The organism is Pseudomonas sp. AK106 (assembly GCF_053903055.1).
In genome coordinates, this window is record NZ_CP096426.1 from 614142 (window position 1) to 630739 (window position 16598).

Consider the following 16598-nt stretch of genomic DNA (forward strand, 5'->3'; position numbering starts at 1 on the left):
ACAAGCATAGGCGCTGTACCGGAACAGACTGCGGGCGTAGCGGGAGGGTTTCACAAAAACACATGAAATGTTCGCGCATCCCGCACTTGGGCCTGGATCAATCTGTCGGAACCGGTTTACAGGCGGACCCGCCCGGCCCCTTCCCGGTTGAAGCCGGTCCTGCATCAGGTGCGATGGGACTCAGCGTCGAACGGTATTCAGCGCGCGCTCCGCCTGACTTTTGCGCAGCTGCCGCCAATGGTTGACCACGCCTTTCGGTGCCCACATCTGCGGCTCGGAGGCTTCGAAGCTTTCGTCCGTTTCACGCTGAGCGACGATGTCTTTTGCCTCATTGAATGCTTGCACTAGATCGTCGGTTTCCACCAGCGCCTTGCCGAACAGCGCCTCGCCGAAGTAGGTGAAATCCGCCTCTTCAGAACAGCCAAAGGACACCCGGTCCTCACGGGATGCGGTAATCACCATCGTCCGCTCGTCCTTGATCGCCGGAATGAAACCGCCCGAATAGCACGCGGAAATCACCACCACCTTGTCGCGATTTTTCAGCGGAGCCAGCACGCCGGCCATCTCGTTGGCGGGCAGGTCGGACAGCTCCAGGCGCGGCTGATCCAGCACCAGCTCGTGTTCATGGGTGCCGTGACTGGTGAGGTAAATGAAGATCAAATCTTCCGGACCACTGCGCTTGGCCAACGTCTGCACGGCGCGGCTGATGGTTTCGCGGGTTGCCAGCGGGCGATCGGCCATGTGATCGCGATGGTTGACCAGCGTGATCTGGCCAAACGCACCGAAGCGCGTGGCGAGCAGCTTGTTCACGTAATCGGCCTCGCGCAGAAACACGCTCTGCTTGCCATCGCCACCCACGACAAGACTGTACAGCTCGATGGCCGGCGTGGAGGCGGGCACGGCGGCGAGGGCTTTTTCGACCAGGGCGCCCTGGGCGAGCAGGCCCATTTCCAGCGGGTCCGGCAGCAGCTTGCCGGCCGCATCGCGCACGCGCTGGCCGTTGGACCAGGTGCCGCTCTGGACTTCGCCGTCCGCCGTGGTCAGCACGCCGCTGCCTTGATAGTTGTCGTTCTCGAACTGGCCGATGTACACGCTGCCGTCCGGGAGCTTCAGGCTGCCTGAGCCTGCGAAGCGCCAGTTCTTGAAGTCCCCTTGATAGCGGGTGCCATCGGAGCCGATCAACTCGCCCTTGCCGGTGAACGCGCCATCCTTGAACTGCCCCGACCAGACATCGCCATCGGCGTTTTCGTAGCGACCGCGGCCATTGAGCTGGTTGTTATGGAAGCCGCCGACGTACTGATCACCATCGGCGCTGTTGAAATTGCCCGTGCCTTCAAGCTGGCCATCGACGAACTTGCCGCTGAACTGGTTGCCCGCCGAATCGTTGCGCTGGCCTTCGCCGTTGGGTTTGCCGTGGGCGAACTGGCCCTGATACTCGCTGCCGTCGTCCAGTTCCAGATGACCGGCGCCGTCGTACAGGTCGGCCTTGAACTCGCCGCGATAGCTCATGCCGTGCTCTTTCAGCGTGCCTTCCCCGTCGCGCCGCCCCAGCTTGTAGCCGCCGACGTAACTGCCGGCGCTGGTCGTCAGCGAGCCTTGGCCATGGAAAAGCCCGTCCTGAAAACCGCCGCGGTACACGTCACCGTTGCTGGCGTGCCATTCGCCCTGGCCGTTCCATTGCCCGCTCTTGAATTCCCCGGCGTACCAGCTGCCATTGGGGTAATCGATCCGGCCCTTGCCTTGCAGCACGCCATTGATCACGTCGCCGCGATAGCGTCCGCCGTCGGGCAGGCGAGCGTCCGGGGGCAACAGCGATTCGCCGTCGCCGCAAGCGGTAAGAAGGAAGGTCAGGGCCAAAGGAGCAAACGCGCGCATGGTAAATCCCGAAAAAAAGATGTTTCGGCGTGATCTGATCGCGTACGTGTATCGAGTCGCTCACACAGCCGCAGCGAGTATGCCGCAGCGAGGAACGCTCATGAAACAGTCTGTTACGACTGTTTCATGTTTCTGGAAGGTTTGCAGAGGCTTTGTAGAGGGACGGCGGGGTTATACGAAGCACAGCGAAAGCGGTTCAGCAATGAACGCGGGCTTGTCCAGGCCTTCGATTTCAAGCGTTGCCGTGGCTTTGAGCAGCCATTGGCCGGGCTTCTTTTCGGTGACCTGCGCCAGCGTGACTTTTAGACGAACGCGCGAATTCACTTTCACCGGCTGAATGAATCGCACGCTGTCCAGGCCATAGTTGATCGCCATCTGCATGCCTTCGGGTACGACCATCAGGGACTCCATCAGCTTGGGGATCAGCGACAGCGACAGAAAGCCATGGGCGATGGTCGATCCGAACGGGGTTTGCGCCGCTTTGACCGGATCAACGTGGATAAACTGAAAGTCGCCGGTGGCCTCGGCAAACAGATTGATCCGCGCCTGATCGATGGTCAGCCATTCGGAGCATCCCAAGTCCTTGCCTTCATAGCGTTTGAGTTCTGCAACGGGTACGTGGGGCATCGCTACTCTCCTTGTCAGTTATTTTTTTTGCGCGCGATCTTCACAGGCAGCGTGGCGTCGGCGCTGTTATTGCTTGGCACTGGAGATCAGCACGCCGCACCGCGCGGGTCAACGTTCCCTCAACTGGCGAATGCCACCCCATAGGCAGAGCGGGTGGCGTGCCTATAATGTCGGCGCGAATCTGCTGGAGTTTTCTATGTTGCTAAGAGGCCTGACCTGGCTTGTGCTGTTCCAACTGATCGGAACCGCGCTCAATCACCTGTTTCTGTCGATCCTGCCCGGCCCGATCATCGGGCTGGTGCTGCTGATGATCTACCTGATGACCCGCGGCGAAGTCAGCGAACCCATCAGTTTGGCGGCCAGCAGCCTGCTGCGCTACCTGCCGCTGCTGCTGGTACCGCCTGCCGTGGGCGTGATGGTGTATGCGGACCAGATCGCCGAAGATTTCTGGGCGATCGTCGGCTCGCTGGTGATTTCTCTGATGGTCTCGCTGACCTTCGCCGGCTGGCTGATGCAGAAACTCATCGACCGTCAGGCCAATCGCCGGGAGCCATCATGAGTCTGGACTGGCACGGCGCCTGGCTGTCGGTGATTCATCACCCCTTGTTCGGCATCGCCATCACGCTGGGCGCTTATCAACTGGTGCTGGCCGGTTACGAGAAAACCCGCTGGGTGTTTCTGCAACCGGTGCTCATCTCCATGCTGGTGGTGATTGGCGTATTGGTGAGCTGCGGACTGTCCTACGTCGAGTACCGCAAGAGCACTGAAATCCTCAGCATTCTGCTGGGCCCCGCCACGGTGGCGTTGGCGGTGCCGCTTTATCTGAATCTGCGGCGCATCCGGCAACTGTTCTGGCCGGTATTGACTACGCTGGTGGTGGGTGGCGTGCTGGCCACCGGGCTGTGCGTGGGGCTGGGCTGGATGCTCGGCGCCGATCACATGATCCTGATGACCATGGCGCCCAAGTCCGTGACTTCGCCGATCGCCATGCTCGTCGCCGAGCAGATTGGCGGCGTGGCGGCGCTGGCCGCGGTGTTTGTGTTGATAACCGGGGTGATCGGCGGCATATTCGGCCCCGGTCTGCTGACCCTGGCGCGGGTAACCAGCCCGGAAGCGCGAGGCATGGCCCTCGGGCTGACGGCCCATGCGGTGGGTACGTCGGCGGCCCTGCAGGAAAGTGAGGAATGCGGCGCCTTCGCGGCGCTGGCAATGAGTTTGATGGGTGTCGCCACGGCCTTGTTCCTGCCGTTGGCGGTGTCTCTGGTTGCTTGAGGACGGGTTTATGTCGTTGCCGTTGTTTCCACTGAATGCCGTGCTGTTCCCGGGGTGCGTGCTCGATCTGCAGCTCTTCGAGGCGCGCTACCTCGACATGATTGGCCGCTGCATGAAGCAGGGCGAAGGCTTCGGCGTGGTCTGTATCACTGAAGGCAGTGAGACGGGCGACGTGCCGGACGGTTTCTCGCTGATCGGCTGCGAAGCACGGGTGACCGATTTCCAGAAGCAGGATAACGGCTTGCTCGGCATTCGCGTTGTGGGGGCTCGACGCTTTCGGGTGAAGGACTACAGCACCCAGCGCGACAACCTGCTGGTCGGCGAAGTCGAGTGGCTGGACGATCCCCAGGAGCAACCGCTGCAGGAAGAGGACGACGATCTGGTCGCGTTGCTCGCTGCGCTGGCTGAACACCCGATGGTAGCCGCGCTGAACATGGGCCTCACCGCCAGCGGTCAGCACTCGCTGGCCAATCAACTGGCGTACCTGTTGCCGTTCGCGGAAGAAGACAAGATCGAGCTGCTGGAAATCGAAGACGCCGAAGAACGGCTTGATGCGATTCAGGACCTGCTCGACGAAATGCAGGGCGACATGCAGGCCTGATGCTAGATGTTGCTCGCAGCCCGGCTCGTTACCCCGCCGGGCCGCATGCACGTCGCGTCAGTACTGGTAGCGGATCACACCGTGGGGGAACGAGTGCAGACCGAACCCGCCGAACAGCGCCACCATCGCCGGCAGCACCAGCCACCACACCTTGATTGGCAGCGCCTCCAACGGCTTCTTGTTCTGCACGAAGGCAAGGCTCGCGGCGCAGGTGAAAAACGCCAGCAGCATCCCGGCCGTGACATCCGTCGGCCAGTGCACCCCCAGATACACCCGAGACATGGCGATCGCCAGCGCCGGAATCCCGCCCAGCAGCAGCCAGGTCAATCGCAGCCGAACCGGCTGACCCCGGCCGGCAAGCACTGCCAGCGACATGAATAGCGCAAACGAGGCCGAGGCATGTCCGCTCGGCATGCTGTAAGTCCCGAGCGCCTCCGTCAGGACCTCAGGCCGTGCGCGGGCGAAAGTGTATTTCATGCTCTGATTGATCAGCGCCGCGCCAAGGGTGGTGCCGATCACGAAGATTGCATGGCGCCATTGCCGCGTGACGACCAGCAGAATGGTCAGCAGGGCGGCCGCGCAGAACTGAGTCCGGAAATCCCCCAGGCCCGTCACCATCACCACGAAGTTCTCGGCTGCAGCGCTCCGGCTGGCCTGCACCACAGTCATGATGCCCTGATCGAAATCGGCCAGGTACGGCCAGCCCAGGAAAACGCTTGCCAGCAAAATGAAGCAGGTCAGGGCGATAACTTTCGTCGCGTAGGGCTTTTGTCGCAGGCTGCTTTGGATGCTGATGCCCAGCAGAAGCGCCAGCCCGCCGCCCACCACGGCAGCCTGGGGCCAGAAGTTTTCCGGCAGCGGCAGGCGGATCGCAGCACCGGTCGCCCAGCCCGGCAGAATATAGGCCACGGACCATCCGGCCGCGGCGATCAGGCTGACGCCGGCAAAGCGCACGAACGGCATGTCGCACATCCCGGCCACCATCGGCAGCATCGGGCGCAGCGGGCCGATGAAGCGGCCGACCAGCAGGCTGGCAATGCCGTAGCGCTGAAAGTAGGTCTCGGCGCCGCCGATCCACTCCGGGTGACTGCGCAGACCCGGCAATTGACGAATCCTCTGATGGAAGCGCCGGCCGAGGAAGTACGACACCAGGTCGCCCAGGATACCGCCGAGGAAGCCCAGCAAAAGCGCTTCGCTCAATGGGAGTATCCCGCTGCCGGCCAGTGCGGCAATCGCGAACAGCACAACGGTGCCGGGGACGACGATGCCGGCAATCGCCAGGCATTCGATGAACGCGACGATAAAAATCGCCGCGCCGAGCCAGGAAGGGTTGGCGCTTAGCCAAGAAGTGATGCTGTCGAGCCATGCGCCCATGGGTTCAGTTTCCTTGCTCGATGAGAATATAGTCGCGCCCTTCGACTTGCCCGCGTCTGATCGGGTTCCGTGTGCAGAAGCGGGCATAGGCGGCGTCAACGAACCGGTACATCAGGTGTTCGTCACGCCCGGCGGGAATGCCCAGGCGCGTGGTTTGAATAATCCGCGGCGGTCGCTGACCCACGTCCTGGACAAAGAGTTGCTCTTCATCGAAGCGCCTGGCGTCCCACATCGGCACTTTCAGGCCCAGCGCCTTGCACAGTAATGTCTGCCCGGCACACAGCCGCTCGGGCGTGCGCACGTTGCCACTGGCGTCGGGATTGTTCAGCAGCATGCGGGCGAGGGCGTTCTCATCGGACACCGCATCGACCCAGGGATAGGCCGATTTGATCAACACCGCATTGCCCGGGCCCTCCGCACTGAAATTCAGCGAATCACCGCCGCGGGCGTAATACATATAAATGTGCCCGCCTTCCAGAAACAAAGCCTTACGTTTTTCCGTGTAACCGAGGGACGCATGACTGCCTTTCTCGGCCACGTAATACGCCTCCGTCTCAATAATCCGGGCCGACAACCACACCCCGTCGACCTTGTGACGAATGACCTTGCCGAGTAACTCCCGGGCAAGCGTCTGCGCATCGCGATGAAAAAAACTGTCCGGCAGGGCGCGTGGCGATTGGTCAGGCATAAACAAATGCAGTCAGAGAATGGACCGCGATCATATCAACATCGGCCTTAATTGGAGCTGAATGGGTGAGGGTGGGCGCGAAGCCGGGGACAGATTGATTTACGGTGAAGCGCTGTAAATAAATCAGTCCCCTACCAACGGGGAGCAGATCAAAAATCTCATTGCCCACACGTGCGCCTTCCCGGCTAAAGCCGGTCCCACTAAAAGCATCGCATCCCTCCAGTGGGACCGGCGCCGCTCCCCGTAGGACCGGCTTTAGCCGGGAAGCTTTTGATCTGCTTCTAATCTGCTTTTGATCTTCATACGCAAAAGGCTCAGACACCGCCAAACGCGACTTGGGTGCAGGCTGAACGCCGGTCTCGCGCAGTGGGCCGAGCCGCAGGGATGCGGCGAGAGCGCCGTCAGGACATGGATGTCCGTTCGGCGCGGGCCCACGGAGCGAGACCGGAGTGAAGGAACCCGACGAAGTCGGGCCCAACCGGGAGCAGGCACCCTTGGTTACTTGGGGTGCTTTTCCAAGTAACTCGCAGAAGGCGAAACAGTTCCGCCGTTAGGCGGAATCCACGCTCGGTGGGCCTGGTTCACTGAACAAAACCTCCTTATTCCGACCATCCGCCTGTCGCCGCTGTCGTTCAGCACGCCCGACAGCTATAATCCGCCGCTTTCCCATTTGCCAAGACCCCCGAGACCATGACTGAGTCCGTTCTTGACTACATGACCCGCCTGGGTCGCGCCGCCCGCGAAGCCTCCCGCGTGATCGGCCGTGCCAGCACCGCACAGAAGAACCGCGCCCTCGCAGCCACCGCTGCCGCGCTGGACGCTTCCCGTGCCGAGCTGACCGCCGCCAACGAACAAGACCTCGCCGCTGGCCGCGCCAATGGACTCGAACCCGCTCTGCTCGAACGCCTATCCCTGACCCCGGCCCGCATCGACAGCATGATCGCCGGCCTGCGCCAGGTCGCCAGCCTGCCAGACCCCATCGGCACCCTGCGCGACATGAGCTTCCAGCCCTCCGGCATCCAGGTCGGCAAAATGCGCGTGCCACTGGGCGTCGTCGGCATCATCTATGAGTCGCGTCCCAACGTAACCATCGACGCCGCCAGCCTCTGCCTCAAATCCGGGAATGCCACCATCTTGCGTGGCGGCTCCGAAGCCATACATTCCAACCGCGCCATCGCCGCCTGCATCCAGCGCGGCCTTGATGACGCAGGTTTGCCGGCCGCCGTCGTACAAGTCGTCGAAACCACCGACCGTGCCGCCGTTGGCGCACTGATCACCATGCCGGAGTACGTGGACGTCATCGTGCCGCGTGGAGGCAAAGGCCTGATCGAACGCGTCAGCCGTGACGCCAAAGTCCCGGTCATCAAACACCTGGACGGCATCTGCCACGTCTACGTCAGTGCCCATGCCGACCTGGCCGCTGCCCAGCGCATCAGTTTCAACGCCAAGACCTACCGGTATGGCATCTGCGGCGCGATGGAAACCCTGCTGGTCGATCAAGCTATTGCCGCAGAGTTTCTGCCGCCCATGGCCGCCCAGTTTCGCGAGAAAGGCGTCGAACTGCGCGGCTGCGAGCGCACCCGCGACCTGATCGATGTCTTGCCGGCCACCGAAGACGACTGGCACACCGAGTACCTTGCGCCGATCCTGTCGATCCGCATCGTCACCGGTCTGGACCAAGCCATCGAACACATCAATCACTACGGCTCGCATCACAGCGACGCCATCATCTCCGACTCGCAAGCCCAGACTCGCCGCTTCATGGCTGAAGTCGACTCGAGTTCGGTGATGGTCAACGCGCCCACCAGTTTTGCCGACGGTTTCGAATACGGCCTGGGCGCGGAAATCGGCATTTCGACCGACAAGATTCACGCGCGCGGTCCCGTGGGGCTTGAAGGCCTGACCTGCGAGAAATACATCGTCGTCGGCGATGGCACGCAGTTGCGCGGGCAGGGGCCGGTCTGACTTGGCCCACGTCGGTCAGGCTTCAGGCAGCGGCGCGCAGGCAATGGCCGATCCGATTGCGGTTCCGCTGAACACGGCACGGGTGCCACAGCGCATCGGCATACTCGGCGGCACGTTCGACCCGGTGCACATTGGCCACTTGCGTGGCGCACTGGAAGTTGCCGAACTGCTGGAACTTGATGAGCTGCGCCTGACGCCCAGCGCCCGACCGCCTCATCGCGACACGCCGAGCGTGTCGGCGCAGGACCGTCTGGCGATGGTGCAGTGCGCGGTCGCCGGGGTGCCACCCTTGACGGTGGATGATCGCGAGCTGTTGCGCGACAAGCCGTCGTACACGATCGACACGCTGGAATCGATGCGCGCGGAACTCGCCGCCGATGACCAGCTATTTTTATTGCTGGGTTGGGACGCCTTTTGCGGGCTGCCTTCCTGGCATCGGTGGGAAGAGTTGCTGGAGCACTGCCATATCGTGGTGCTGCAACGCCCGGACGCCGACAGCGAGTCCCCGGATGCGATGCGAAATCTGCTCGCGGGACGTGCCGTCAGTGATCCAAAGGCCCTCAAGGGGCCCGGCGGAAAGATTACGTTCGTCTGGCAGACGCCGCTTTCGGTGTCTGCCACCCAGATCCGTCAACTGCTGGCCAGCGGTAAGTCGGTACGTTTTCTGGTGCCAGACGCGGTACTGGCCTATATCGATACGCACGGGCTGTACCGTGCGTCGAACTGAAGGTGTGTTGCTACGCAGCCAAGTGCGCGAAGAAACGCCCAAACATACGAGTTAAAAGAGTTTTTTATGACTGACAAACGCGCTGTAAACCCAATCATCGAAGTGATCAGGGCTGCCCTGGAAGACGTCAAGGCCCAGGATATCCAGGTGCTGGACGTTCGTGACAAACAAAGCATCACTGATTACATGGTCATCGCGACCGGTACTTCCAATCGCCAGATCAACGCGATGCTCGACAAGGTCCGCGAAGAAGTCAAAAAGCAGGGCCTCAAGCCGCTGGGCGAAGAAGGCAAGGGCGACAGCGACTGGGTGCTGCTGGACCTGGACATCGCCATCGTTCACATGATGACCGCCTCCGCTCGCCAGTTTTACGACCTCGAGCGTCTGTGGGCCGGTGCCGAGCAGAGCCGTTCGGCCAGCGCTGCACACCACAGCCCGGAAAACGCTCACGAGCATTTCGACAAGCTGAACAAAGACCAGGCCTAAGGCGTCGTTGTGCGTCTGCGTCTGATCGCTGTCGGTTCCCGCATGCCCAAGTGGGTGGAAGAGGGTTGGCATGAGTATGCCAAGCGTCTGCCATCCGAGCTGGCGCTGGACCTGGTGGAAATTCCGCTCAATACCCGTGGCAAGAACGCCGACGTGGCACGCCTCATCCGTCAGGAAGGCGAGGCCATGCTGGCGAAAGTGCAGCCGGGCGAGCGGATCGTCACGCTTGAAGTGCATGGCAAGCCCTGGAGCACCGAGCAACTGGCGGGCGAGCTCGATCGCTGGCGTCTGGATTCGCGCACGGTCAACCTGATGGTCGGCGGTCCGGAAGGGCTGGCGCCGGAAGTCTGTGCACGGGCCGAGCAGCGTTGGTCGTTGTCGCCACTGACGTTGCCGCACCCGCTGGTGCGCATCCTCATCGGCGAGCAGATTTATCGTGCCTGGACCGTGCTGTCCGGTCACCCTTATCACAAGTAGCGCCGCTGCCTTCACTGTGAACCTGCCCTAAATGTCTCAGCCGATCCGCCTGAAAGACCACGAAAAGGACGCACGCCTGGTGCGCAGCCGAGTCGTGGTCGGTGCTGTCGCGGTCGTCGTGCTGATCTGCGTGCTGATCGCGCGGCTGTATTTCCTGCAGGTCATCCAGTACGAGTACCACTCGACGCTGTCCGAGAACAATCGCGTTCACGTGCAGCCGATTCCGCCGAGTCGCGGGCTGATCTACGACCGCAACGGCGTGGTCATTGCCGACAACCGGCCGAGCTTCAGCCTGAGCATGACCCGCGAACGTTCCGGTGACTGGACCCAAGTGCTGGACACCATCGTTCAAGTGCTTGAGCTGACGCCGGATGATCGGATCATCTTCGAAAAACGCATGAAGCAGGGGCGACGGCCGTTCGAGCCGGTGCCCATTCTGTTCGAGCTGACCGAAGAGCAAATCGCCCGTATCGCCGTTAATCAGTTCCGGCTGCCGGGCGTTGAAGTGGTGGCGCAGTTGGTTCGTCACTATCCGCAGGGCGAGCACTTCGCCCACTCGGTGGGTTACATGGGGCGGATCAACGAGAAAGAGCTGAAAAGCCTCGATCCCGTGAATTACAGCGGCACTCACCACATGGGCAAAACCGGTATCGAGCGCTTTTACGAGCCCGAGCTGCACGGCCAGGTCGGCTACGAAGAAGTCGAAACCAACGCCCGCGGCCGCGTCTTGCGCGTGCTCAAACGGACCGATCCGGTGCCCGGCAAGGACATCGTCCTGAGCCTCGACATCCAGTTGCAGGAAGCCGCCGAAGCCGCGCTGGCCGGGCGTCGCGGCGCCGTGGTGGCGTTGGACCCAAGCACCGGCGAGGTGCTGGCGATGGTCAGCCAGCCGAGCTTCGACCCGAATCTGTTCGTCACCGGAATCAGCTTCAAGGCGTACTCCGAACTGCGAGATTCGGTCGACCGCCCACTGTTCAACCGTATTTTGCGGGGCCTGTATCCACCGGGTTCGACGATCAAGCCGGCGGTGGCGATTGCCGGTCTCGATACTGGCGTTATCACGGCGAGCACGCGGGTGTTCGACCCAGGCTATTACATGCTGCCGAACTACGACCACAAATACCGCAACTGGAACCGCACCGGCGATGGCTGGGTGGATCTGGACACGGCGATCATGCGCTCCAACGACACCTACTTTTACGATCTGGCCCACAAGGTCGGGATTGATCGGCTGTCGGCGTACCTGAACAAGTTCGGCATCGGCCAGAAAGTCTCGCTGGACATGTTCGAAGAATCCCCCGGCCTGATGCCGTCCCGTGACTGGAAACGTGTCACCCGGCGGCAGGCGTGGTTCCCGGGTGAAACACTCATTCTGGGGATCGGCCAGGGCTACATGCAGGCCACCCCGCTGCAGTTGGCCCAGGCCACCGCGCTGGTGGCGAACAAAGGCAAATGGAACCGCCCGCACCTGGCCAGGACCGTCGAAGGGCAGAAGCCGGTGGACCACAACCCGATGCCGGACATCGTCCTGCGTGATCCGTCTGACTGGGCCAAGGTCAACCACGGCATGCAGCAAGTGATGCACGGCGCTCGCGGCACCGCGCGCAAGGCCGCGATCGGTGCCCAGTACCGCATCGCCGGCAAGAGCGGTACGGCCCAGGTCGTGGCCATTCGGCAGGGCGAGAAGTACGACCGCTCGAAAGTCCAGGAACGCCACCGCGACCACGCCTTGTTCGTCGGCTTCGCGCCGGCCGACAGCCCGAAGATCGTCGTTGCGGTGATGATCGAAAACGGCGAGTCGGGATCGGGCGTTGCCGCGCCGGTGGTGCGGCAGGTCATGGACGCCTGGCTGCTTGATCCCCAGGGTCACCTGAAACCCGAATACGCCAGCAATGCACAGCCTCCGGAGACCGCGGCCCGTGAAGAGTAATTTCGACCGCATCCTGTCCAGCGAAGATGTGATGCGCCGTCGCGCCACGTTTCTGCAGAAGATTCACGTCGATGGCCCGCTGCTGATCCTGCTGCTGACGTTGGCGGCGGGCAGTCTGTTCGTGCTGTATTCGGCCAGCGGCAAGAGTTGGGACCTGCTGATCAAGCAAGCGACCTCCTTCGGCATCGGCCTGGTGTCGATGTTCGTCATCGCCCAGCTTGAACCCCGATTCATGGCCCGCTGGGTGCCCGCCGCCTACGTGATCGGCGTTCTGCTGCTGGTGGCGGTGGACGTCATGGGCCACAACGCCATGGGTGCGACGCGCTGGATCAACATTCCCGGGGTCATCCGCTTTCAGCCCTCGGAATTCATGAAGATCATCATGCCGGCGACCATCGCCTGGTACCTGTCCAAGCGCACGCTGCCGCCGCACCTCAAGCACGTGGCGGTGAGCCTCGGGTTGATCGGTCTGCCGTTCATTCTGATCGTGCGTCAGCCGGACCTCGGCACCTCGCTGCTGATTCTGGCCTCCGGCACCTTTGTGCTGTTCATGGCCGGCCTGCGCTGGCGCTGGATCATCAGCGTGGTGGCGGCAGCGGTCCCGGTCGCGGTCGGCATGTGGTTCTTCTTCATGCACGACTACCAGAAGCAGCGGATCCTGACCTTCCTCGACCCGGAGAGCGATCCGCTCGGCACCGGCTGGAACATCATTCAGTCCAAGGCAGCGATCGGTTCGGGCGGCGTATTCGGCAAAGGCTGGCTCATGGGGACGCAGTCGCACCTGGACTTCCTGCCTGAAAGTCACACCGACTTCATCATTGCGGTGCTCGGCGAGGAATTCGGGCTGGTCGGGATTTGCGCGCTGCTGCTGATCTATCTGTTGCTCATCGGCCGCGGGCTGGTGATCACCGCCCAGGCGCAGACGCTCTACGGCAAGCTGCTCGCGGGCAGCCTGACCATGACCTTTTTTGTTTACGTTTTCGTCAATATCGGTATGGTCAGCGGTCTGCTGCCGGTCGTAGGCGTGCCGTTGCCCTTCATTAGCTACGGCGGAACTTCGCTGGTGACGCTGCTGTCAGCGTTTGGTGTTTTGATGTCGGTCCATACGCATCGCAAATGGATCGCTCAGGTTTGATTAAGGTGAAGAACTCAATGCAAGTAGTGCGTGGCTGGGCTGCTCGATATGCGCCGCTGGTCGGTCTGATGGGCATCTTCGGCTCAGTGCAGGAATCACTTGCCGGTGACTATGACGGCTCTCCTCAAGTCGCCCAGTTCGTCAGCGAAATGACCCGCGATTATGGATTCGCGGGTGAACAACTGATCGATGTGTTCCGCGATGTGCAGCGCAAGCAGGCAATCCTCGATGCCATTTCCAGGCCTGCCGAACGCGTCAAACCGTGGAAAGACTATCGCCCGATGTTCCTCACCGACGCCCGCGTTGCCCGGGGCGTCGACTTCTGGCGTCAGCACGAGGCCGCCCTGGCGCGCGCCGAGCAGGAGTACGGCGTGCCCGCTCAGGTGATCGTATCGATCATCGGCGTTGAGACGTTTTTCGGCCGCAATACCGGGAATTACCGGGTGATGGACGCATTGTCGACCCTGGCGTTCGACTATCCCCTGCGCGCCGACTTCTTCCGCAAGGAGCTGCGCGAGTTCCTGTTGCTGTCCCGCGAACAGCAGGTCGATCCGCTGACGCTCAAAGGCTCCTACGCCGGGGCGATGGGCTTGCCCCAGTTCATGCCGAGCAGTTTCCGCGCCTATGCAGTGGACTTCGACGGCGATGGCCACATCAACATCTGGAACGACCCGGACGATGCAATCGGCAGCGTGGCCAGCTACTTTCAGCGTCACGGCTGGGTGGCCGGCCAGCCGGTTGTCAGCCGCGCGGACGTGCGCGGTGACCGCGTCGATCAGGGCTTGAGCCCGGGCATCGATCCGGTGAAGACTGTTGGGGAGTTGCGAGCCTTGGGCTGGGCGAGTCATGATGCGCTGCGCGACGACATGCCGGTCACGGCATTTCGCCTCGATGGCGACAAAGGCCCTGAATACTGGATGGGCCTGAAGAATTTTTACGCAATCACGCGATACAACCGCAGCGTGATGTACGCCATGGCCGTGCATCAACTGTCTGAAATGCTTGTTCAAGCCCGGGACGTCAAGTAATGCGGCCACTGCCGATGCACCAACCATTGAAACTGATGGCCTTCACGGCACTGACGTTGCTGATCGTCAGCTGCTCGACCAGCCGCCCGACGACAACGACGCAGCGGCAGCAGGGCAACGTCATTCGCTCGCAGCCCGGGCTGGATATCAACAGGGCGCACAAAGACGGCGCGCCCTGGTGGGACGTTGATGTGTCGCGCATCCCCGATGCCATTCCGACCCTGCACACCGGCCCGTACAAGGCCAACCCGTACACTGTGCTGGGCAAGACCTATTTCCCCCTCAGCGATTCCAGGACCTATTCCCAGACGGGAACGGCGTCGTGGTACGGCACCAAGTTTCACGGCCAGAACACGGCCAACGGCGAAGTCTATGACCTGTATGGCATGAGCGCGGCGCACAAGACGCTGCCGCTGCCCAGCTATGTTCGCGTGACCAACCTGGACAACAACCGCACCGTGATCCTGCGGGTCAACGATCGCGGCCCGTTCTATTCGGACCGCATCATCGACCTGTCCTATGCAGCGGCGAAGAAGCTCGGTTATGCCGAAAACGGCACCGCACGGGTGAAAGTTGAAGGCATCGACCCTTCTCAGTATTGGGCGCAGCGCGGCAAACCGGCGCCGTTGATGCTGGATCAGCCGCAAGTGGCAAGCAGCAATCCGCCGCCTCGGCAGGCAGCGGCGCCGGTGATTACCGCATCGGCCGGTACGATCGAGCAATGGACGCCACCGCCGCAGCAACACGCCGCTCCGGTCACGCCCGTGCCGATTGACGCAAAAAAAAACGCTTCCGGACAAGCGTCTGGGCTGTTTCTCCAAGTGGGAGCCTTCGCCAACCCGGACGCTGCGGAACTCCTGAGGTCGAAATTGAGCGGGATGGTCCGCGCGCCGGTGTTCGTGAGTTCGATCGCGCGCAATCAACAGACGCTCTATCGCGTGCGGATGGGACCGGTCGACACGCCGGGTGAAGCCCAGCAGCTGCAAAACAGCGTAAGGTCGGCCAATCTCGGTTCGCCAAGCGTCGTCACGTCGGACCAGTAACGCTTTCATCAGCGATTAACGCCCCGGCAACGGAGGCGCGTTTCGCTGCCTGACCGACGACATGCCGACCGGTTTTGTCGTTGTCAGCAGCTTTTCACGGCACGTTCTGTAGAATGTGAGCCCGTTTGCCGGGGTAGCCCGGCACCCGCTTTGCCCGCAAGGGCATGTTTGCCCATTAGCATTTTCGAGAGACGGATGAACATCACCAGCTTTGCAAAACGCCTTTGCCTGCTTATCCCGCTATTCACCACGCCTGCCGTGTTTGCGGTCGAACAGATGACGCCATCGCCACCGCAACTGGCTGCCAAGGCTTATGTGCTGATGGACGCCAACAGTGGCAACGTTCTGGTCGAAAACAATGGCGACCAGCGCCTGCCACCGGCCAGTCTGACCAAGCTGATGACCGCCTACATCGCCACGCTGGAAATCCGTCGTGGCCAGATCGGCGAAAACGACCCGGTGACCGTCAGCGAAAACGCCTGGCGCACCGGCGGTTCGCGGATGTTCATCAAAGTGGGCAGCCAGGTCACCGTCAGTGACCTGCTGCACGGCATCATCATTCAGTCGGGTAACGACGCCAGCGTTGCGCTTTCCGAGCACATCGCCGGCAGCGAAGACGCCTTCGCCGACCTGATGAACAAGACCGCTGCCGACCTGGGTATGGTCAACAGCCACTTCATGAACCCGACCGGCCTGCCGAACCCTGATCACTACGCCACCGCCCATGACATGGCCCTGCTGGCGCGCGCGATCATCCACGAAGACCCGGCGCACTACGCGATCTACTCGCAGAAAGAGTTCTTCTGGAACGGCATCAAACAGCCAAACCGCAACCTGCTGCTGTGGCGTGACAAGACCGTCGACGGTCTGAAAACCGGTCACACCGAAGAAGCCGGCTACTGCATGGTGTCCTCGGCCGTGCGTGATGGCATGCGTCTGATTGCTGTCGTGTTCGGCACCAACAGCGAGCAAGCTCGTGCTGCCGAAACCCAGAAACTGCTGACCTACGGTTTCCGTTTCTTCGAAACCCAGACCTTCTATCAGAAGGGCACCGAACTGGCTCAGGCGCCGGTCTGGAAAGGCACAGAGCGTCAAGTCAAAGCCGGTCTGGCTGAAGACCTGACCATGACCATGCCAAAAGGCGAGCTGAAGAAGCTGGCCGCGAGCATGACCATGAATCCACAGCTGGTTGCGCCGATCGCCAAAGGCGACGTCATCGGCAAGGTTGAGGTCAAGCTGGACGACAAGGTCGTGCACAGTGCCAACCTGATCGCTCTGGACGCCGTCGAGGAGGGTGGTATCTTCCGCCGCCTGTGGGATAGCATCCGCTTGTTCTTCTACGGTCTGTTCAACTGATCAACGATTGATCA

Annotated in this window: 16 protein-coding genes; 12 read left to right on the forward strand and 4 right to left on the reverse strand. The window is 61.8% G+C overall.

Going from position 1 to position 16598, the window contains the following annotated elements; all coding sequences use genetic code 11:
- Window positions 1-180: 180 nt before the first annotated feature.
- Entirely contained in the window at window positions 181-1875 is a 1695-nt protein-coding gene (locus M1E04_RS02895; RefSeq protein WP_192133514.1) for a C13 family peptidase, read from the reverse strand.
- A 171-nt stretch (window positions 1876-2046) separates the two neighbouring features.
- The gene (locus M1E04_RS02900; RefSeq protein WP_065988385.1) at window positions 2047-2502 is read right to left on the reverse strand and encodes a MaoC family dehydratase; all 456 of its coding nucleotides are present in this window, start codon (window positions 2500-2502) and stop codon (window positions 2047-2049) included.
- A 196-nt stretch (window positions 2503-2698) separates the two neighbouring features.
- Here M1E04_RS02900 and M1E04_RS02905 point away from each other — a divergent pair, with 196 nt between their 5' ends.
- From M1E04_RS02905 to M1E04_RS02915, 3 genes are read left to right on the forward strand one after another with little or no spacing between them, the layout of a single operon-like run.
- Window positions 2699-3061 (forward strand): CidA/LrgA family protein, encoded by a 363-nt coding sequence (locus tag M1E04_RS02905; protein WP_065988384.1) that lies wholly within the window; start codon window positions 2699-2701, stop codon window positions 3059-3061.
- A 2-nt stretch (window positions 3062-3063) separates the two neighbouring features.
- On the forward strand, window positions 3064-3774 hold the full coding sequence (locus M1E04_RS02910; RefSeq protein ID WP_192133651.1) for an LrgB family protein: 711 nt from the start codon (window positions 3064-3066) through the stop codon (window positions 3772-3774).
- Window positions 3775-3784: 10 nt separating this feature from the next.
- Complete coding sequence (locus tag M1E04_RS02915; protein ID WP_065988382.1) at window positions 3785-4375, forward strand: LON peptidase substrate-binding domain-containing protein; 591 nt, start codon at window positions 3785-3787, stop codon at window positions 4373-4375.
- Between the two features lie 57 nt (window positions 4376-4432).
- Here the strand turns inward: M1E04_RS02915 and M1E04_RS02920 are convergent, their stop codons facing one another.
- Together M1E04_RS02920 and M1E04_RS02925 are read right to left on the reverse strand one after the other, a co-directional pair.
- Complete coding sequence (locus tag M1E04_RS02920; RefSeq protein WP_456292363.1) at window positions 4433-5749, reverse strand: bifunctional DedA family/phosphatase PAP2 family protein; 1317 nt, start codon at window positions 5747-5749, stop codon at window positions 4433-4435.
- Between the two features lie 4 nt (window positions 5750-5753).
- Window positions 5754-6437: a DNA-3-methyladenine glycosylase gene (locus M1E04_RS02925; RefSeq protein WP_192133518.1), complete on the reverse strand. Its 684-nt coding sequence runs from the start codon at window positions 6435-6437 to the stop codon at window positions 5754-5756.
- Between the two features lie 690 nt (window positions 6438-7127).
- On the opposite strand from M1E04_RS02925, the gene M1E04_RS02930 reads away from it, so the two are divergent.
- The 9 genes from M1E04_RS02930 (at window position 7128) to M1E04_RS02970 (ending at window position 16584) form a co-directional block, all read left to right on the forward strand.
- Complete coding sequence (locus M1E04_RS02930) at window positions 7128-8402, forward strand: glutamate-5-semialdehyde dehydrogenase (protein WP_369319215.1); 1275 nt, start codon at window positions 7128-7130, stop codon at window positions 8400-8402.
- A gap of 82 nt (window positions 8403-8484) precedes the next feature.
- Entirely contained in the window at window positions 8485-9129 is a 645-nt protein-coding gene (gene nadD, locus M1E04_RS02935; RefSeq protein WP_167355788.1) for a nicotinate-nucleotide adenylyltransferase, read from the forward strand.
- Between the two features lie 66 nt (window positions 9130-9195).
- Complete coding sequence (rsfS, locus tag M1E04_RS02940; protein ID WP_065988378.1) at window positions 9196-9615, forward strand: ribosome silencing factor; 420 nt, start codon at window positions 9196-9198, stop codon at window positions 9613-9615.
- 9 nt (window positions 9616-9624) lie between these two features.
- On the forward strand, window positions 9625-10092 hold the full coding sequence (gene rlmH / locus M1E04_RS02945) for a 23S rRNA (pseudouridine(1915)-N(3))-methyltransferase RlmH (protein ID WP_065988377.1): 468 nt from the start codon (window positions 9625-9627) through the stop codon (window positions 10090-10092).
- Between the two features lie 31 nt (window positions 10093-10123).
- The gene (gene mrdA, locus M1E04_RS02950) at window positions 10124-12022 is read left to right on the forward strand and encodes a penicillin-binding protein 2 (protein ID WP_065988376.1); all 1899 of its coding nucleotides are present in this window, start codon (window positions 10124-10126) and stop codon (window positions 12020-12022) included.
- Between the two features lie 31 nt (window positions 12023-12053).
- Window positions 12054-13157 carry a rod shape-determining protein RodA gene (rodA, locus tag M1E04_RS02955; RefSeq protein ID WP_065988478.1) on the forward strand — a complete coding sequence of 368 codons (1104 nt, stop codon included), beginning with the start codon at window positions 12054-12056 and terminating at the stop codon, window positions 13155-13157.
- Window positions 13158-13174: 17 nt separating this feature from the next.
- Window positions 13175-14185: a lytic murein transglycosylase B gene (mltB, locus tag M1E04_RS02960; RefSeq protein ID WP_456292364.1), complete on the forward strand. Its 1011-nt coding sequence runs from the start codon at window positions 13175-13177 to the stop codon at window positions 14183-14185.
- Entirely contained in the window at window positions 14185-15228 is a 1044-nt protein-coding gene (locus tag M1E04_RS02965) for a septal ring lytic transglycosylase RlpA family protein (RefSeq protein ID WP_065988374.1), read from the forward strand. Before mltB ends, M1E04_RS02965 begins: the two co-directional genes overlap by 1 nt.
- A gap of 195 nt (window positions 15229-15423) precedes the next feature.
- On the forward strand, window positions 15424-16584 hold the full coding sequence (locus M1E04_RS02970) for a D-alanyl-D-alanine carboxypeptidase family protein (RefSeq protein ID WP_192133526.1): 1161 nt from the start codon (window positions 15424-15426) through the stop codon (window positions 16582-16584).
- Window positions 16585-16598: the final 14 nt, after the last annotated feature.

Excerpts from the sequence above, each read along its gene's own strand:
- M1E04_RS02895 (WP_192133514.1), bottom strand. The coding sequence starts at position 1,875 with ATGCGCGCGTTTGCTCCTTTGGCCCTGACCTTCCTTCTTACCGCTTGC.
- M1E04_RS02900 (WP_065988385.1), bottom strand. The coding sequence starts at position 2,502 with ATGCCCCACGTACCCGTTGCAGAACTCAAACGCTATGAAGGCAAGGAC.
- M1E04_RS02905 (WP_065988384.1), top strand. The coding sequence starts at position 2,699 with ATGTTGCTAAGAGGCCTGACCTGGCTTGTGCTGTTCCAACTGATCGGA.
- M1E04_RS02915 (WP_065988382.1), top strand. The coding sequence starts at position 3,785 with ATGTCGTTGCCGTTGTTTCCACTGAATGCCGTGCTGTTCCCGGGGTGC.
- M1E04_RS02920 (WP_456292363.1), bottom strand. The coding sequence starts at position 5,749 with ATGGGCGCATGGCTCGACAGCATCACTTCTTGGCTAAGCGCCAACCCT.
- M1E04_RS02925 (WP_192133518.1), bottom strand. The coding sequence starts at position 6,437 with ATGCCTGACCAATCGCCACGCGCCCTGCCGGACAGTTTTTTTCATCGC.
- M1E04_RS02930 (WP_369319215.1), top strand. The coding sequence starts at position 7,128 with ATGACTGAGTCCGTTCTTGACTACATGACCCGCCTGGGTCGCGCCGCC.
- rsfS (WP_065988378.1), top strand. The coding sequence starts at position 9,196 with ATGACTGACAAACGCGCTGTAAACCCAATCATCGAAGTGATCAGGGCT.
- mrdA (WP_065988376.1), top strand. The coding sequence starts at position 10,124 with ATGTCTCAGCCGATCCGCCTGAAAGACCACGAAAAGGACGCACGCCTG.
- rodA (WP_065988478.1), top strand. The coding sequence starts at position 12,054 with ATGCGCCGTCGCGCCACGTTTCTGCAGAAGATTCACGTCGATGGCCCG.
- mltB (WP_456292364.1), top strand. The coding sequence starts at position 13,175 with ATGCAAGTAGTGCGTGGCTGGGCTGCTCGATATGCGCCGCTGGTCGGT.
- M1E04_RS02965 (WP_065988374.1), top strand. The coding sequence starts at position 14,185 with ATGCGGCCACTGCCGATGCACCAACCATTGAAACTGATGGCCTTCACG.
- M1E04_RS02970 (WP_192133526.1), top strand. The coding sequence starts at position 15,424 with ATGAACATCACCAGCTTTGCAAAACGCCTTTGCCTGCTTATCCCGCTA.